Origin of the sequence: Citrobacter sp. R4 (genome assembly GCF_026719175.1) — a bacterium.
GTDB lineage: Bacteria > Pseudomonadota > Gammaproteobacteria > Enterobacterales > Enterobacteriaceae > Citrobacter_A > Citrobacter_A sedlakii.
In genome coordinates, this window is sequence record NZ_JAPPSU010000008.1 from 125612 (window position 1) to 142431 (window position 16820).

Genomic DNA, 16820 nt, shown 5'->3' on the forward strand with positions numbered 1-16820 from the left:
CGGATAGGCTTTTACCGTGTTTTATTGATCGATAGACGTAAGAAGCCGCCGCTGATTTGAGCCGTTTTGTTTCTCATCCCACGCTGTTCTCCCTGTTCCTGCTGCTGGCGGGCGGTCACGCCTGCGCGCAATCTACGTTTATCCATCAGGCCGAGAATCCGTTCGATAATAATCAGGATGGTTTGCCCGACCTGGGAATGACCCCAACGTCAAACGAGGGGGAAAAGCATTTCGCGGAAATGATGAAAGCCTTTGGCGAAGCAAGTATGACCGATAACGGCCTGGATGCGGGCGAGCAGGCGAAACAGTTCGCCTTCGAACAGGTGCGCGACGCCCTCAGCGAGCAGGTGAACCAGCAACTGGAAACCTGGCTGTCGCCGTGGGGCAACGCCAGCGTCAATGTGCAGGTCGACAACGAAGGCAATTTCAACGGTAGCCGCGGTAGCTGGTTTATCCCCTGGCAGGATAACACCCGCTACCTCACCTGGAGTCAACTGGGCCTGACGCAACAGGACGATGGGCTGGTAAGCAATGTCGGTATCGGACAGCGTTGGGCGCGCGACGGCTGGTTGCTGGGCTATAACACCTTTTACGACAATCTTCTCGATGAGAACCTGCAGCGCGCAGGGCTGGGAGCGGAAGCGTGGGGGGAATATTTACGTCTGTCCGCGAATTATTACCAGCCGTTCGCCTCCTGGCAGACGCACACGGATACGCTGGAACAGCGGATGGCGCGCGGTTATGACCTCAGCGCGGAAATGCGTATGCCGTTCTACCAGCACCTCAATACCCGGGTCAGTGTGGAACAATATTTTGGCGACAGCGTCGATCTGTTTGACTCCGGGACGGGCTACCATAATCCGGTGGCGGTGAGTCTGGGGCTCAATTACACCCCGGTGCCGCTGGTCACGGTGACCGCCCAGCACAAGCAGGGCGAGAGCGGCGTCAGCCAGAACAATCTTGGCCTGAACCTCAACTATCGCTTCGGCGTACCGCTGAAAAAGCAATTGTCAGCCAGCGAAGTGGCGGCCAGTCAATCACTGCGCGGTAGTCGCTATGACAATCCACAGCGTAACAACCTGCCTACCATGGAATATCGCCAGCGCAAAACGTTGAGCGTGTTTCTGGCGACGCCGCCGTGGGATCTGCATGCCGGAGAAACGGTAGCGCTGAAACTCCAGGTGCGCAGTCTGCACGGAGTGCGCCACCTGACCTGGCAGGGCGATACCCAGGCGCTGAGCCTGACCTCCGGGCCTGATCCTGACAGCATTGATGGCTGGACGATCATTATGCCAGCATGGGACAGCAGTGAAGGGGCGACCAACCGCTGGCGGCTGTCGGTGGTGGTGGAAGACGAAAAAGGTCAGCGTGTCTCCTCCAATGAGATCACGCTTGCGCTGACGGAGCCGTTTATGGCGATGCCGGATGACGATCCGCGCTGGCGACTGCTCCCGGAGGAGTAATCAGAAGATGCGTTCCTGATGCACCCATACCGCGGCTTCTACACGCGATTTCAGCTTCATTTTTTTCAGCATATGTTTGACGTGTACTTTTACCGTGCTTTCGGTGATGTCCAGACGGCGGGCGATCATTTTATTTGGCAGACCCTGGGCGATGAGCTTCAGGATATCGCGCTCGCGCGGGGTAAGCTGGGTCACGTCGCGGTCAGAAGTGGCGCGGTTGGCGCGCAGGCTGGCGGCCAGCACTGGCGTTAACGCTTCGCTCAACACCATTTCGCCGGCGGCGGCCTGCTGTAAGGACTTCAACAGATCTTCCGGCTCCATATCTTTTAGCAGGTAGCCATCCGCGCCGCGTTTGAGCGCGGTGACCACGTCTTCTTCATGGTTTGAGACGCTGAACACCACGATACGGCCGGACAACGCCTTTTCCCGTAGCTTGTCGAGGGTTTCCAGACCGTTCATGCCAGGCATATTCAGGTCCAGCAGGATCAGATCCGGGTCAAGCGATTCCGCCAGTTCAATACCCTGTTCGCCATTGCTGGCCTCGCCGACCACGGTAATGTCCGCGGCCATGCTGACAAGCTGTTTGACGCCGGTCCGCAGCATCGGATGATCGTCGATGAGCAGGATGGTTGCCTGTTCCGGATTATTCATGGGTATCTCCTTGCACTTCAGTGAAGTATTTTTCGGGAATAAAGGTGACAGCGACTTCAGTGCCTCCCGTCTCGCGACGGCGCACCCGGCAATCACCGCGCAGGCTCTGGGCCCGGTCACGCATAATGATCATGCCATAGTGATTGCTGCGTTCGGCGTTTTCAGGCACGCCGCAGCCGTTGTCCTGGACGGTTAATTTCACCTGCTTACCTTTTAGCGCCGCAGTGACGACCACTTCATCGGCCTGCGAATGTTTGAGCGCGTTGCTTAACGCTTCGCGGGCAATTTGCAGCAGGTGAATAGCCTGATGCGACGGCACCAGGCGGGGCGGCAACTGGTAATCCAGTTTTACCGTAAAGCCAAAGCGGGCACTGTATTCCTGGCAACTGGCTTCCAGCGCAGGACGCAGTCCAGGCTCGGTCAGCTGTAGCCGGAAAGTGGTTAACAGTTCGCGCAATTGCGCCCACGAAGCGTTCAGTTCATTGCGGATCTGGCTCAGCAACTCGCGGCTGCTTTCCGGTAACGTGTCACCCTGCATTTGCAAACAACTGACCTGCATCTTCATACAGGACAGCGATTGGGCAATGGAATCATGCAGTTCGCGCGCAATGGTTGCACGCTCTTCCATGACAATCAACTGCTGCTGGCGTTCCTGATGACGATCCAACGCCAGCGTAGCGGTAAGCTGTTCGACTAACGTGTCGACCAGTTGCTGCTGATCGTGGCTCAGGTGTCCGCCCGGCGGCAGGGTTGCCAGCAGAATGCCGTACTGGGTGTGGGTGTCGGTCAGACGCCATTTCAGGGTCATGCCGCCGTCACTCTCCGGCAATGTTCCGGGCGGACATAAATGGCAGCCCTTGTCGTCGCAGCTACTGTCAGACTGACAGGTAAATTCCTGATGATTATCTTCATCTTCCTGGTCATAAACCCGCAGCTCAATGTCGTGGAGCAGCGTCAAGTTTTGCAGTCCGTTCAGCACCGGCGAGAGCCGCTCGCACAGCGGCGCCTGCGAGTGCAGACGGCGGTTTGCCTGCCAGAGGAACGAAAGGATTTGATTCTTTTGCTCCAGCCCGGCGGTTTTCTCTTTTACCCGCTGCTCGAGAACTGAATAGCTTTCCGCCAGTTCGTCAGACATGTTGTTCAGCGCATCGCCGAGCATTGCCATCTCGTTACGTCCGCTGATGCGTGCGCGCTGGGTAAAGTCGCGATGGCTGACGGCGCGGGCCATCGACAGCAGCTGTTTCCAGGGTTGAAGCAAGCGCGCGCGTAACCAGATGATGGTAAAGACCAGCAGCAACGCCATAAAAATCGCCATCATCCGATGTACCATCACCACGCGTTCGATACGCATTTCCGTGGTATGGTCAAACGCCGAAACCAGATTATCCAGACCGGTAACGAAGCGTCCGACGTCAGCGGCGACCGCCTCGCGGCTGTTGGCCTGTTGCAGACCGGGCAACAGCTCGCTGCGCCAGTACGCCTGTAAGGCCTTAAGCTGTGCCTGCTGGCCGTCGCGCTGCGCGGCGCGGGTGAGCTCCGGGCTAAATGCCGTCTGTTCCATCTCGTCCAGCAATTTCTGATCGTTACCCTGTAGCGGCACCGCGGCGAGCAGGCGATAGCTCTGCATGCGCAGCGAACCGGCTTTATTGATGGCGTGGGCGCTGCCCTGAACGCCCTGTACCAGCCAGCCGGAAACAGCCATTCCCGCCATCCCAAGAGCCGTGGAGAGCATGACGATAAGCGCTACCTGGTTGACCAGCGTGAGCGGAGAGAGACAACGTTTAAGCATAAAACCTTCTTCCTTCAGGTCACTGGCTGCGGGGAGTCGTGACCCCAATGAATGACGATACTGCGGTTGAGGGCGGGCAGTGGCGTTATTCTCGGCTATCACCTGGAGTATACCCATACCTAAAACGAGTTACCTCTTAATTGCCGCGAGTGGCAGGGGTTTTGCGAAGGAGGGAGTAGGGTGACTCAGTATGGTGAAAAACCACATATTTTTTACCGATACGCGCTACTCACTTAGGGTGATCATCATTTTTTGGGCCGCAGAATGACGGCTTTTCCTTTGATTTATATCAACTTACCAAATCCCGTAAACCCTAAGGTGGCAGACATTAAATCGAGTATCAGAGGTGTCTATGAGTCATTCATCCGTCCCTGAAAGGGCATCTGGAGCAGTAATTACAGAATGGCGTCCGGAAGATCCGGCATTCTGGGCGCAACGGGGTCATCGCATCGCCAGTCGCAACCTGTGGATTTCCGTCCCTTGTCTGCTGCTGGCGTTTTGCGTATGGATGTTGTTCAGTGCTGTGGCGGTCAATTTGCCGAAGGTAGGATTTAACTTCACCACCGATCAGCTGTTTATGCTGACTGCGCTGCCGTCAGTTTCCGGCGCGCTGCTGCGTGTGCCGTACTCTTTCATGGTGCCGGTATTTGGCGGTCGCCGCTGGACCGCCTTCAGCACCGGGATTTTGATTGTGCCATGCGTATGGTTAGGATTTGCGGTACAGGATACCTCCACGCCGTTCAGCACTTTTATTCTGATCTCTCTGCTGTGCGGTTTTGCCGGGGCTAACTTTGCCTCCAGTATGGCGAACATCAGCTTTTTCTTTCCAAAACAGAAGCAAGGTGGCGCGCTGGGTCTGAACGGTGGTCTCGGCAACATGGGCGTGAGCGTCATGCAACTGGTTGCGCCGCTGGTGGTTTCGCTGTCCATTTTCGCCCTCTTCGGCAGTCACGGTGTTGAACAACCCGACGGTTCGCAGCTGTACCTGGCGAACGCCGCGTGGATTTGGGTGCCGTTCCTGGCCATTTTCACCCTGGCCGCATGGTTTGGTATGAATGAACTGGCGACTTCCAAAGCGTCTCTGAAAGAGCAGCTACCGGTCCTGAAACGCGGCCACTTGTGGATCATGAGCCTGCTGTATCTGGCGACGTTTGGCTCGTTCATTGGCTTTTCTGCCGGGTTTGCGATGCTGTCGAAAACTCAGTTCCCTGATGTACAGATTCTGCATTACGCCTTCTTTGGGCCGTTTATTGGCGCGCTGGCGCGCTCGGCGGGCGGGGCTATTTCCGACCGTCTCGGCGGTACCCGCGTCACGCTGGTGAACTTCGTGCTGATGGCGATATTCAGCGGTCTGTTGTTCCTGACGCTGCCCACAAACGGTACCGGCGGCAGCTTTATCGCCTTCTTTGTGGTGTTCCTCGCCTTGTTCATGACTGCCGGGCTGGGGAGCGGTTCAACGTTTCAGATGATCTCGGTGATTTTCCGTAAGCTGACGATGGACCGCGTAAAAGCGGAAGGCGGTTCGGAAGAGAAAGCGATGCGAGAAGCGGCTACCGACACGGCGGCAGCGCTGGGCTTTATCTCGGCCATTGGCGCGATTGGCGGTTTCTTTATCCCGAAAGCGTTCGGCACATCGCTGGCGTTAACCGGTTCGCCGGTTGGTGCAATGAAAGTGTTCCTGTTCTTCTATATCGCCTGCGTGGTTATCACCTGGCTGGTATATGGGCGCCATTCCAATAAATAAAAAAGTCGTTATTGATTATCCTTTGCGCGGTGTTAGACCGCGCTTTTTTTATCCTGCAATTAGTTACAACATACAGATGTATTTTTAGACGCTTAGCCTGTCGGTTACATCGGCGTAAAGGGGTCATGCAGGGGGCATACCCCTTAATACCCACCCCGGTAAAATTTAACATTTAGCGTAGTATTGGCTGAAAATATTTTCATTAAAAACATAAGGTTATATATTTTTGTTAAATCCCCCCAAAGGGGTATAACCAAATTTACCCGTCGTTTTGTTCCCGGTCTGCCTTGATCGTTATCAATTCCCACGTCCTTTCAGCGCGTTACCGTCAGCAGCAATTAAGCAATGTCGATTTATCAGAGAGCCGTCAGGCTCCCACAGGAGAGAACCGATGAGTAAATTCCTGGATCGGTTTCGCTACTTCAAGCAGAAGGGCGAAACCTTTGCCGATGGGCACGGCCAGCTTCTCGAAACTAACCGGGACTGGGAAGATGGATACAGAAGCCGCTGGCAGCACGATAAAATCGTGCGTTCGACGCACGGGGTGAACTGCACCGGCTCATGCAGCTGGAAAATCTACGTCAAGAACGGTCTGGTGACCTGGGAAACCCAGCAAACCGATTACCCGCGTACCCGTCCCGACATGCCGAACCACGAGCCGCGAGGCTGCCCGCGTGGGGCGAGCTACTCCTGGTATCTCTACAGTGCTAACCGACTGAAATATCCGCTGATGCGCAAACGTCTGATGAAGATGTGGCGTGAGGCGAAAAAACTGCACAGCGATCCGGTTGATGCCTGGGCATCCATCATTGAAGACGCCGACAAAGCAAAAAGCTTCAAGCAGGCGCGCGGTCGCGGTGGCTTCGTGCGTTCTTCCTGGCAGGAAGTGAATGAACTGATTGCTGCCTCGAACGTCTATACCGTTAAAACCTACGGCCCGGACCGCGTTGCGGGTTTCTCGCCGATCCCGGCGATGTCGATGGTCTCTTATGCCTCTGGCGCGCGTTATCTCTCTTTGATAGGCGGCACTTGCCTGAGCTTCTACGACTGGTATTGCGACCTGCCTCCGGCGTCTCCGCAGACCTGGGGCGAGCAGACCGACGTGCCGGAATCCGCCGACTGGTATAACTCCAGCTACATCATCGCCTGGGGATCCAACGTTCCGCAGACCCGTACTCCGGATGCTCACTTCTTTACAGAAGTGCGCTACAAAGGCACCAAGACCGTTGCGGTCACGCCGGACTATGCCGAGATCGCCAAGCTGTGCGACCTGTGGCTGGCGCCGAAGCAGGGTACCGATGCGGCGATGGCGCTGGCAATGGGCCACGTTATGCTGCGCGAATTCCATCTCGACAACCCGAGCCAGTATTTTACTGACTATGTGCGTCGCTACACCGACATGCCGATGCTGGTGATGCTGGAAGAGCGCGACGGTTATTACGCCGCAGGCCGTATGCTGCGCGCCGCCGACCTCGTCGATGCGCTGGGCCAGGAAAACAATCCGCAGTGGAAAACTGTCGCCATGAACAGCAACGGCGACATGGTGGCGCCGAACGGCTCAATTGGTTTCCGCTGGGGCGAAAAAGGCAAATGGAACCTCGAGCAGCGCGATGGGACGACCGGCGCTGAGACAGAATTGCAACTGAGTCTGCTGGGCAGCCAGGACGAGATCGCCGAAGTTGGCTTCCCGTACTTTGGCGGGGAAGGCACAGAACATTTCAACAAAGTTGAACTGGAAAACGTTCTGTTGCACAAACTGCCGGCCAAACGTCTGCAACTGGCGGACGGCACCTCTGCGCTGGTCACCACCGTGTACGACCTGACGATGGCCAACTATGGTCTGGAGCGTGGCCTGAACGACGCCAACTGCGCGACCAGCTACGACGACATTAAAGCGTACACTCCGGCGTGGGCTGAGCAAATCACCGGTGTCCCACGCGCGCACATCGTGCGTATCGCCCGTGAATTTGCCGATAACGCCGATAAAACCCACGGTCGTTCAATGATCATTGTTGGCGCCGGGCTGAACCACTGGTATCACCTCGATATGAACTATCGCGGTTTGATCAACATGCTGGTGTTCTGCGGTTGTATCGGCCAAAGCGGCGGCGGTTGGGCGCACTATGTCGGCCAGGAAAAACTGCGTCCGCAGACCGGCTGGCAGCCGCTGGCCTTTGCGCTCGACTGGCAGCGTCCTGCGCGCCATATGAACAGCACCTCTTATTTCTACAATCACTCCAGCCAGTGGCGCTACGAGACGGTCACCGCGCAGGAATTGCTGTCGCCGTTGGCGGACAAATCCCGCTATAGCGGGCATCTGATCGACTTCAACGTGCGCGCTGAGCGTATGGGGTGGCTGCCGTCGGCGCCGCAGTTGGGCACCAACCCGCTGACCATCGCAGAAGAAGCCAAAAAAGCAGGTATGACGCCGGTCGATTACACCGTTAAATCGCTTAAAGACGGCTCAATTCGCTTTGCGGCCGAACAGCCGGAAAACGGTAAAAACCATCCGCGTAACCTGTTTATCTGGCGCTCCAACCTGCTGGGGTCCTCCGGTAAGGGCCATGAGTACATGCTCAAGTATCTGCTCGGTACTGAAAACGGGATTCAGGGGAAAGATCTGGGACAGCAGGGCGGCGTGAAGCCGGAAGAAGTCGAATGGCGGGACAATGGCCTCGACGGCAAGCTGGATCTGGTGGTGACGCTGGATTTCCGTCTGTCGAGCACCTGTCTGTACTCCGACATCGTGTTGCCGACCGCGACCTGGTACGAAAAAGACGACATGAATACCTCGGATATGCATCCGTTTATTCATCCGCTTTCCGCCGCCGTCGACCCGGCCTGGGAATCGAAAAGCGACTGGGAAATCTATAAAGGCATCGCGAAAAAATTCTCTGAGGTGTGCGTCGGCCATCTCGGCCAGGAAACAGACGTCGTCACGCTGCCGATCCAGCATGACTCAGCCGCCGAGCTGGCGCAGCCGCTGGACGTGAAGGACTGGAAAAAAGGCGAATGCGACCTGATTCCGGGCGTCACCGCGCCGCACATCATGACCGTGGAGCGCGACTATCCGGCAACCTATGAGCGTTTCACCTCTATCGGCCCGCTGATGGAGAAAATCGGTAACGGCGGTAAAGGCATCGCGTGGAATACCCAAAGTGAAATGGATCTGCTGCGCAAACTCAATTACACCAAGGCAGAGGGGCCGGCGAAAGGCCAGCCGATGCTCAACACGGCGATTGATGCGGCAGAGATGATCCTGACGCTGGCGCCGGAAACCAACGGTCAGGTGGCGGTCAAAGCCTGGGCGGCGCTCAGCGAGTTTACCGGTCGTGACCATACGCATCTGGCGACAAATAAAGAGGAAGAGAAAATTCGCTTCCGCGATATTCAGGCGCAGCCGCGTAAGATCATCTCCAGCCCGACCTGGTCTGGCCTGGAAGATGAGCATGTGTCCTATAACGCCGGTTACACCAACGTTCACGAGCTGATTCCGTGGCGAACCCTGTCTGGTCGCCAGTCGCTGTATCAGGATCACCAGTGGATGCGTGATTTTGGCGAAAGCCTGCTGGTTTACCGTCCGCCAATCGACACCCGTTCGGTGAAAGCGGTTATGGGCGAGAAATCCAACGGTAATCCGGAAAAAGCGCTCAACTTCCTGACGCCGCACCAGAAGTGGGGTATCCACTCCACCTACAGTGACAACCTGCTGATGCTGACGCTTTCACGCGGCGGTCCGATTGTCTGGATGAGCGAAATAGATGCGAAAGATCTGGGGATTGAAGATAACGACTGGATCGAAGTGTTTAACAGCAACGGTGCGCTGACCGCGCGCGCAGTCGTCAGCCAGCGCGTGCCTGCGGGGATGACCATGATGTACCACGCGCAGGAACGTATCGTGAACCTGCCGGGCTCGGAAATCACGCAGCAGCGCGGCGGGATCCACAACTCGGTTACCCGTATTACGCCGAAACCAACCCATATGATCGGGGGTTATGCGCAACTGGCCTACGGTTTTAACTACTACGGCACCGTCGGCTCTAACCGCGATGAATTTGTGGTGGTACGTAAGATGAAAAACATTAACTGGTTGGATGGCGAAGGCAATGACCAGGTACAGGAGAGCGTAAAATGAAAATTCGTTCACAAGTCGGCATGGTGCTGAATCTGGATAAATGCATCGGCTGTCATACCTGCTCGGTCACCTGTAAAAACGTCTGGACCAGTCGTGAAGGCATGGAATACGCCTGGTTCAACAATGTGGAAAGCAAACCGGGCGTCGGCTTCCCGAACGACTGGGAAAACCAGGAGAAATGGAAGGGCGGCTGGATCCGTAAAATCAACGGCAAACTGCAGCCGCGCATGGGTAACCGTGCGATGCTGCTCGGTAAAATTTTCGCCAACCCGCATCTGCCGGGCATTGATGATTACTATGAGCCGTTTGACTACGACTATCAGAATCTGCACAACGCGCCGGAAAGTAAACACCAGCCGATCGCCCGTCCGCGCTCGCTGATCACCGGCCAGCGGATGGACAAGATCACCAGCGGCCCGAACTGGGAGGAGATTCTGGGCGGCGAGTTTGAAAAACGCGCCAAAGACCAGAACTTCGAAAACATGCAGAAGGCGATGTACGGCCAGTTCGAAAACACCTTCATGATGTACCTGCCGCGTCTGTGCGAACACTGCCTGAACCCGGCATGTGTGGCGACTTGTCCGAGCGGCGCCATTTATAAGCGTGAAGAAGACGGCATCGTGCTGATCGACCAGGACAAGTGCCGCGGCTGGCGTATGTGCATCACCGGCTGCCCGTACAAAAAAATCTACTTCAACTGGAAGAGCGGCAAGTCAGAGAAGTGCATCTTCTGTTACCCGCGTATCGAAGCCGGTCAGCCGACTGTGTGCTCTGAAACCTGTGTCGGTCGTATCCGCTACCTCGGCGTGCTGTTGTACGACGCCGATGCGATTGAGAATGCCGCCAGCACCGAAAACGAGAAGGACCTGTATCAGCGTCAGCTTGATGTGTTCCTCGATCCGAACGATCCGGCAGTGATCGAACAGGCGCTGAAAGACGGCGTGCCGCAGAGCGTGATTGACGCGGCGCAGCAGTCGCCGGTGTACAAAATGGCGATGGACTGGAAGCTGGCGCTGCCGCTGCATCCGGAATACCGTACGCTGCCGATGGTCTGGTATGTGCCGCCGCTGTCGCCGATTCAGTCTGCCGCGGATGCGGGCGAACTGGGCAGCAACGGTATTCTGCCGGACGTGGAGAGCCTGCGTATTCCGGTTCAGTACCTGGCGAATCTGCTGACGGCAGGGGATACCCAGCCGGTGCTGCTGGCGCTGAAACGTATGCTGGCGATGCGTCATTACAAACGTGCGGAAACCGTAGACGGCAAAGCGGATACCCGCGCGCTGGAAGAAGTGGGCTTAAGTGAAGCGCAGGCTCAGGAGATGTATCGTTATCTGGCGATCGCTAACTACGAAGATCGTTTTGTGGTGCCGAGCAGCCACCGTGAACTGGCGCGTGATGCGTTCCCGGAGAAAAGCGGCTGTGGCTTTACCTTCGGCGACGGCTGCCACGGTTCTGACAGCAAGTTCAACCTGTTCAACAGTCGCCGCATTGATGCCATCGATGTGACCAGCAAAACGGAGTCGCACCAATGATTGAACTCGTCATTGTTTCGCGTCTGCTCGAGTACCCTGATGCTGCCCTGTGGCAGCATCAGCAGGAGCTTTACGAAGCACTCGCGTCATCGGAAAACCTCGATAAAGAGGATGCGCATCAGCTCAGCGTTTTCCTGCGTGATTTAACCGCACAGGACATGCTGGATGTGCAGGCCAGGTACAGCGAACTGTTTGACCGCGGGCGCGCCACGTCGCTGCTGCTGTTTGAACATGTGCACGGCGAGTCACGCGATCGTGGTCAGGCGATGGTTGACCTGATGGCGCAGTATGAGCAGCACGGGTTGCAACTCGACAGCCGCGAATTGCCGGATCATCTGCCGCTGTATCTCGAATACCTGGCGCAGTTGCCGAAAAACGAGGCGCTGGGCGGTTTGCAGGATATCGCGCCGATTCTGGCGTTGCTGAGCGCGCGCTTGCAACAGCGTGAAAGCCGCTATGCGGTGCTGTTCGACCTGCTGCTGAAGCTGGCGAAGACCACCATCGACAGCGACAAAGTCGCCGAAAAAATTGCGGATGAAGTGCGCGACGATACGCCGCAGGCGCTTGATGCGGTCTGGGAAGAAGAGCAGGTGAAATTCTTTGCCGATCAGGGCTGCGGCGAGTCGGAAATCGCTGCTCACCAACGTCGTTTTGCTGGCGCCGTCGCGCCGCAATACCTGAATATCACCACCGGAGGACAGCAATAATGCACTTCCTGAATATGTTCTTCTTTGATATCTACCCGTACATCGCCGGGTCGGTCTTTCTGATTGGCAGTTGGCTACGCTATGACTATGGTCAGTACACCTGGCGTGCCGCATCCAGCCAGATGCTGGATCGCAAGGGGATGAACCTGGCGTCTAACCTGTTCCATTTCGGCATTTTGGGGATCTTTGCCGGTCACTTTCTCGGTATGTTAACGCCTCACTGGATGTATGAATCCTTCCTGCCCGTCGACGTAAAGCAAAAGATGGCGATGATCGGTGGCGGGGCGGCGGGCCTGATGACCCTGGTCGGCGGCGTACTGCTGCTGAAACGCCGTCTGTTCAGTCCACGCGTACGGGCAACGACCACTGGTGCAGATATTCTGATCCTGTCGCTGCTGGTGATTCAGTGCGCGCTGGGGCTGCTGACGATACCGTTCTCCGCTCAGCATATGGACGGTAGCGAGATGATGAAGCTGGTCGGCTGGGCGCAGTCTGTCGTGACCTTCCACGGTGGCGCCTCGGCGCATCTTGACGGCGTGGCGTTTATTTTCCGTCTGCACCTGGTACTCGGGATGACGCTATTCCTGCTGTTCCCGTTCTCCCGTCTCGTGCATATCTGGAGCGCGCCGGTAGAGTACCTGACGCGCAAATACCAGATTGTGCGTGCACGTCGCTGATGTGCTAATTTCTCGTACTGAACCCTGCTCCGGCAGGGTTTTTTGTTTTCAGTGAAAGCGTCGGATGGCGGCTGCGCCTCGCCCTTCGGGTCGTTGCCTGCGGCAACGCTTTCTCGCTACGCTCGAATCGAACCTTAGTCGACGCTTCTCATCCTTCCCCGCAATGGAAGAACATAAGGCATTGTGCTTTAGGGTAGTATTGGGATATTTGGAAGTGATGGTGGTGGGGGAAGGATTCGAACCTTCGAAGTCTGTGACGGCAGATTTACAGTCTGCTCCCTTTGGCCGCTCGGGAACCCCACCAGGGGTAATTCATCGTTTGAGGTACAGCTCGGAAATGGTGGTGGGGGAAGGATTCGAACCTTCGAAGTCTGTGACGGCAGATTTACAGTCTGCTCCCTTTGGCCGCTCGGGAACCCCACCACGGGGTAAAGCGTTTACTGGCCTGCTTCCTTTTGGGAAGCGGGGCGCATCATATCAAATGACGCGCCACTGTAAAGCATTCCGGTGACAAAAATGAACTGGTTGCCTGATTTTTGCCCGTAAAGACGCAAAGGTAACCAATTCATTTCGCTGCCGATTAAAGAATGATCGTTCGGTTACCGTACACAAAGACGCGCTGGGCCAGCACCTGATATAACGCGCGGCTCAGCACGTTCTTCTCTACGTCACGACCCGCGCGCATCATATCCTCCGCGGTATAGGTATGATCCACGTGGATTACGTCCTGCATGATAATAGGGCCTTCATCCAGATTGTCGTTGACATAGTGCGCTGTCGCGCCAATGATTTTTACGCCGCGCTCGTAGGCCTGGTGGTACGGACGCGCGCCGATAAAGGCAGGCAGGAACGAGTGATGAATATTGATGATCTTGTTCGGGAAACGCGCGACGAACGCTGGCGTCAGTACCCGCATGTATTTTGCCAGCACGACGTAGTCCGGCTGGTGCGCGTCAATGGCGTCCGCCATCTGCTTATCATGCTCTTCACGAGTCAGGCCCTCATGGCTGACCAGCTCGAAAGGAATCTCAAAACGCTCCACTAAAGAACGCAGGGTCTCGTGGTTGCCTATCACAGCGGCAATTTCAACATCCAGTCCGCCATAATTGGCTTTCATTAGCAGATCGCCCAGACAATGCGCTTCTTTCGTGACCAGAATCACCACACGACGACGTCCTGCGGGATTCAACTCGCGAATGGAGCCTTCAGGCAATGCGCTGTCGAGATCGGCCAACAGCGTGGCGTCGTTAAAAATGCCTTCCAGTTCGGTACGCATAAAAAAACGTCCGGTGCGGTGGTCTACGAACTCATTGTTCTGCACAATGTTCAGTTCGTGCTTGTAGCAAATATTAGTAATACGCGCGATAAGGCCCTTTTGATCCGGGCAAATAGTACGAAGCACTTTGCGTTGTAATGAATGCATTTGCAGCGGTAATCCTGTTGAGAATGTTTGCATAAGGAATGCTGTCGGGCGTTACTGACCGCAGCATTTTTTGAATTTTTTACCTGATCCGCAGGGGCAGGCGTCATTTCGTCCAATTTGTGGGCGTGTGCCGTCTATATAGTACCACCGACCGTTTTCTTTTAAAAAACGAGAACGTTCAAGGATGACGCCCGCTTTGCCGTTTTCACGAAAACGGGCGACAAAGCTGACGTAGCCGAGTTCATCGCTTTCGGCGCCGCTCTGTTCAAACACGGTTAAGCCGAGCCATTCGGTACTGGCGAACCCGGCGCTTATCTCATCGCGGAACGCCGCGGCATTGCAGTCCGGATGCCAGGTTTTGATTAAATAATCTGCGTCTTTCATCACAAAAGCGCAGTAGCGAGAACGCATGAGATGTGACGGATCGGGCGCAACTTGCTCGCCAGACACATATTGGTGGCAACATAGGCTATACTCGACAGCGCTACCGCAGGGACAAAGCTGTGACACGAATAGTCTCCCTGATAAAAAAACAGCGGATAAAAAGTCCAGGTGGCGCTATGTTAACTGAGCGATGGAGATGTTGCTACGCTCGAAAGCCAGGGGAAGTTTGTAGGTCACATGAGAAAGATGAAAATAGGTCTGGCGCTGGGGTCTGGTGCGGCGCGGGGCTGGTCACATATTGGTGTCATCAAAGCGCTCAGGCACATGGGCATTGATATTGACATCGTCGCCGGCTGTTCCATCGGTTCGTTAGTCGGCGCGGCGTATGCCAGTGATAAATTACCTGCGCTGGAAAAGTGGGTTTGCTCGTTCAGCTACTGGGATGTCCTTCGCCTGATGGATCTCTCGTGGCGACGGGGAGGACTGCTGCGCGGCGAGCGCGTGTTCAATCACTATCGTAATATCATGCCTGTGGAGACTATCGAACAGTGCTCGCGGCGTTTCGCCACAGTCGCCACTAACCTCAGTACCGGTCGCGAACTGTGGTTTACCGAAGGCGATCTGCATCTTGCGGTACGGGCCTCCTGCAGTATTCCTGGTCTGATGTCTCCTGTCGCACATAAGGGGTACTGGCTGGTGGACGGCGGTGTGGTAAATCCCGTTCCTGTTTCACTGACCCGCGCCATGGGCGCCGATATCGTGATTGCCGTTGATCTGCAGCACGATGCGCACCTGATGCAACAAGATCTCCTCTCACCGAATGTCAACGGCGACGGCGCTGAGACTGACGTTGAAGGCCTGTCCTGGCGTGCGCGCTTAAAAGAACGTTTGGGCAGTATGACGGCACGACGTGTAGTGTCCGCGCCAACCGCGATGGAAATCATGACGACGTCTATCCAGATTCTGGAAAATCGTCTTAAGCGTAACCGCATGGCGGGCGATCCGCCTGACATATTAATACAACCGTTCTGTCCACAAATATCCACACTGGATTTTCATCGTGCCCATGCCGCCATTGAAGCAGGGCGGCTTGCGGTGGAAAAAAAGATGGACGAACTATTACCTCTGGTGCGTGCTGAAGTTTGACGCATCTTTTTTATCTACACTTAAGCAAATTCTGACAGGCAGGTGTGGCAATACCATGCCACTATTGATCAAAGCCAGTCAGGGGAGAGAACATGACGCAGCCATTGGTCGGGAAACAGATTCTTATCGTTGAGGATGAGCCGGTATTTCGCTCGCTTCTGGATTCGTGGTTTTCCTCATTGGGAGCGACAACGGCACTGGCGAGTGATGGGGTTGAGGCACTGGAGCGTTTTGATGAATTCACGCCCGATCTCATGATATGCGATCTTGCGATGCCGAGAATGAACGGACTCAAACTTGTCGAGCAATTACGTAACCGTGGGGACCAGACGCCGATACTGGTTATCTCCGCGACGGAAAATATGGCCGATATTGCTAAGGCGCTACGGTTGGGGGTCGATGACGTATTGCTAAAGCCGGTAAAGGATCTCAATCGTCTTCGCGAAACCGTCTTCGCCTGTCTTTATCCCAATATGTTCAATTCGCGGGTGGAAGAAGAAGAAAGGCTGTTCCGCGACTGGGATGCTATGGTTGGCGATCCGACTGCCGCCAGAAAATTACTGCAGGAGCTGCAGCCGCCGGTGCAGCAGGTTATTTCTCGCTGCCGCGTGAATTACCGGCAGTTAGTCTCAGCGGATAAACCGGGGCTGGTTCTGGATATCGCGCCGCTGTCGGACAACGATTTGGCTTTTTATTGTCTGGACGTAACACGCGCAGGGGATAATGGCGTACTGGCGGCATTACTCCTGCGGGCGTTATTTAATGGTCTGTTGCAGGAGCAGCTCGGGCATCAGAATCAACGCCTGCCTGAATTGGGCGCAGTGCTAAAACAGGTGAACCATCTGCTCCGCCAGGCCAATTTACCCGGTCAATTTCCGCTGCTGGTGGGGTATTACCATAGCGGGATTAAAAATCTGATACTGGTTTCTGCCGGGTTGAATGCAACATTAAATACCGGCTCACATAATGTACAAATCAGTAATGGCGTTCCGCTTGGGACGTTAGGAAATACTTATCTCAACCAAATTAGCCAGCGCTGCGAGTCGTGGCAATGTCAAATTTGGGGAGCAGGCGGCAGGTTGCGTCTTATGTTGTCTGCGGAATGAACAATCGGGCAGGCGCAAGCAAATTGCTTTACCCTGCCTTTCTCTGCCGATGTTACTATCGGC

General features: G+C 55.6%; 12 protein-coding genes, 2 tRNA genes and 1 other RNA gene. 8 read left to right on the plus strand and 7 right to left on the minus strand.

Annotated elements, in window-relative coordinates; translation table 11 throughout:
- Nucleotides 1-56: 56 nt before the first annotated feature.
- Nucleotides 57-1463: a YchO/YchP family invasin gene (locus OOJ60_RS17070; protein ID WP_199957888.1), complete on the plus strand. Its 1407-nt coding sequence runs from the start codon at nt 57-59 to the stop codon at nt 1461-1463.
- On the opposite strand, the gene narL is transcribed toward OOJ60_RS17070, so the two are convergent.
- Complete coding sequence (gene narL / locus OOJ60_RS17075) at nt 1464-2114, minus strand: two-component system response regulator NarL (protein WP_012906023.1); 651 nt, start codon at nt 2112-2114, stop codon at nt 1464-1466.
- A complete protein-coding gene (gene narX / locus OOJ60_RS17080; RefSeq protein WP_205612094.1) occupies nt 2107-3903 on the minus strand; it encodes a nitrate/nitrite two-component system sensor histidine kinase NarX in 1797 nt (598 codons plus the stop codon). The genes narL and narX overlap by 8 nt, the downstream gene beginning before the upstream one ends.
- Nucleotides 3904-4255: 352 nt before the next feature.
- Between narX and OOJ60_RS17085 the strand changes: the two genes are divergently transcribed.
- The 5 genes from OOJ60_RS17085 (at nt 4256) to narI (ending at nt 12698) form a co-directional block, all read left to right on the plus strand.
- Complete coding sequence (locus OOJ60_RS17085; RefSeq protein ID WP_042283584.1) at nt 4256-5647, plus strand: NarK family nitrate/nitrite MFS transporter; 1392 nt, start codon at nt 4256-4258, stop codon at nt 5645-5647.
- 391 nt (nt 5648-6038) lie between these two features.
- Nucleotides 6039-9782 carry a nitrate reductase subunit alpha gene (locus OOJ60_RS17090; protein ID WP_042283581.1) on the plus strand — a complete coding sequence of 1248 codons (3744 nt, stop codon included), beginning with the start codon at nt 6039-6041 and terminating at the stop codon, nt 9780-9782.
- On the plus strand, nt 9779-11314 hold the full coding sequence (gene narH / locus OOJ60_RS17095; protein WP_042283579.1) for a nitrate reductase subunit beta: 1536 nt from the start codon (nt 9779-9781) through the stop codon (nt 11312-11314). The genes OOJ60_RS17090 and narH overlap by 4 nt, the downstream gene beginning before the upstream one ends.
- Nucleotides 11311-12021: a nitrate reductase molybdenum cofactor assembly chaperone gene (gene narJ, locus OOJ60_RS17100; RefSeq protein ID WP_042283577.1), complete on the plus strand. Its 711-nt coding sequence runs from the start codon at nt 11311-11313 to the stop codon at nt 12019-12021. The genes narH and narJ overlap by 4 nt, the downstream gene beginning before the upstream one ends.
- Complete coding sequence (gene narI / locus OOJ60_RS17105) at nt 12021-12698, plus strand: respiratory nitrate reductase subunit gamma (RefSeq protein ID WP_042283575.1); 678 nt, start codon at nt 12021-12023, stop codon at nt 12696-12698. The genes narJ and narI overlap by 1 nt, the downstream gene beginning before the upstream one ends.
- 48 nt (nt 12699-12746) lie before the next feature.
- On the opposite strand, the gene OOJ60_RS17110 is transcribed toward narI, so the two are convergent.
- The 5 genes from OOJ60_RS17110 to OOJ60_RS17130 all read right to left on the minus strand — a co-directional run bounded on the left by OOJ60_RS17110 (nt 12747) and on the right by OOJ60_RS17130 (nt 14631).
- Nucleotides 12747-12871: non-coding RNA, RtT sRNA (locus tag OOJ60_RS17110), on the minus strand.
- A gap of 45 nt (nt 12872-12916) precedes the next feature.
- Nucleotides 12917-13001 (minus strand) — tRNA-Tyr (locus OOJ60_RS17115).
- Nucleotides 13002-13036: 35 nt separating this feature from the next.
- Nucleotides 13037-13121: transfer RNA gene (locus OOJ60_RS17120), tRNA-Tyr, on the minus strand.
- Nucleotides 13122-13278: 157 nt separating this feature from the next.
- A complete protein-coding gene (purU, locus tag OOJ60_RS17125) occupies nt 13279-14121 on the minus strand; it encodes a formyltetrahydrofolate deformylase (RefSeq protein ID WP_042283572.1) in 843 nt (280 codons plus the stop codon).
- A 51-nt stretch (nt 14122-14172) separates the two neighbouring features.
- Nucleotides 14173-14631, minus strand: coding sequence for a YchJ family protein (locus tag OOJ60_RS17130; protein ID WP_060571310.1), 459 nt, complete (start codon nt 14629-14631; stop codon nt 14173-14175).
- Between the two features lie 111 nt (nt 14632-14742).
- On the opposite strand from OOJ60_RS17130, the gene rssA reads away from it, so the two are divergent.
- Complete coding sequence (rssA, locus tag OOJ60_RS17135; protein ID WP_042283565.1) at nt 14743-15651, plus strand: patatin-like phospholipase RssA; 909 nt, start codon at nt 14743-14745, stop codon at nt 15649-15651.
- 92 nt (nt 15652-15743) lie between these two features.
- The gene (gene rssB, locus OOJ60_RS17140) at nt 15744-16757 is read left to right on the plus strand and encodes a two-component system response regulator RssB (RefSeq protein ID WP_042283560.1); all 1014 of its coding nucleotides are present in this window, start codon (nt 15744-15746) and stop codon (nt 16755-16757) included.
- The last annotated feature ends 63 nt before the right edge of the window (nt 16758-16820 follow it).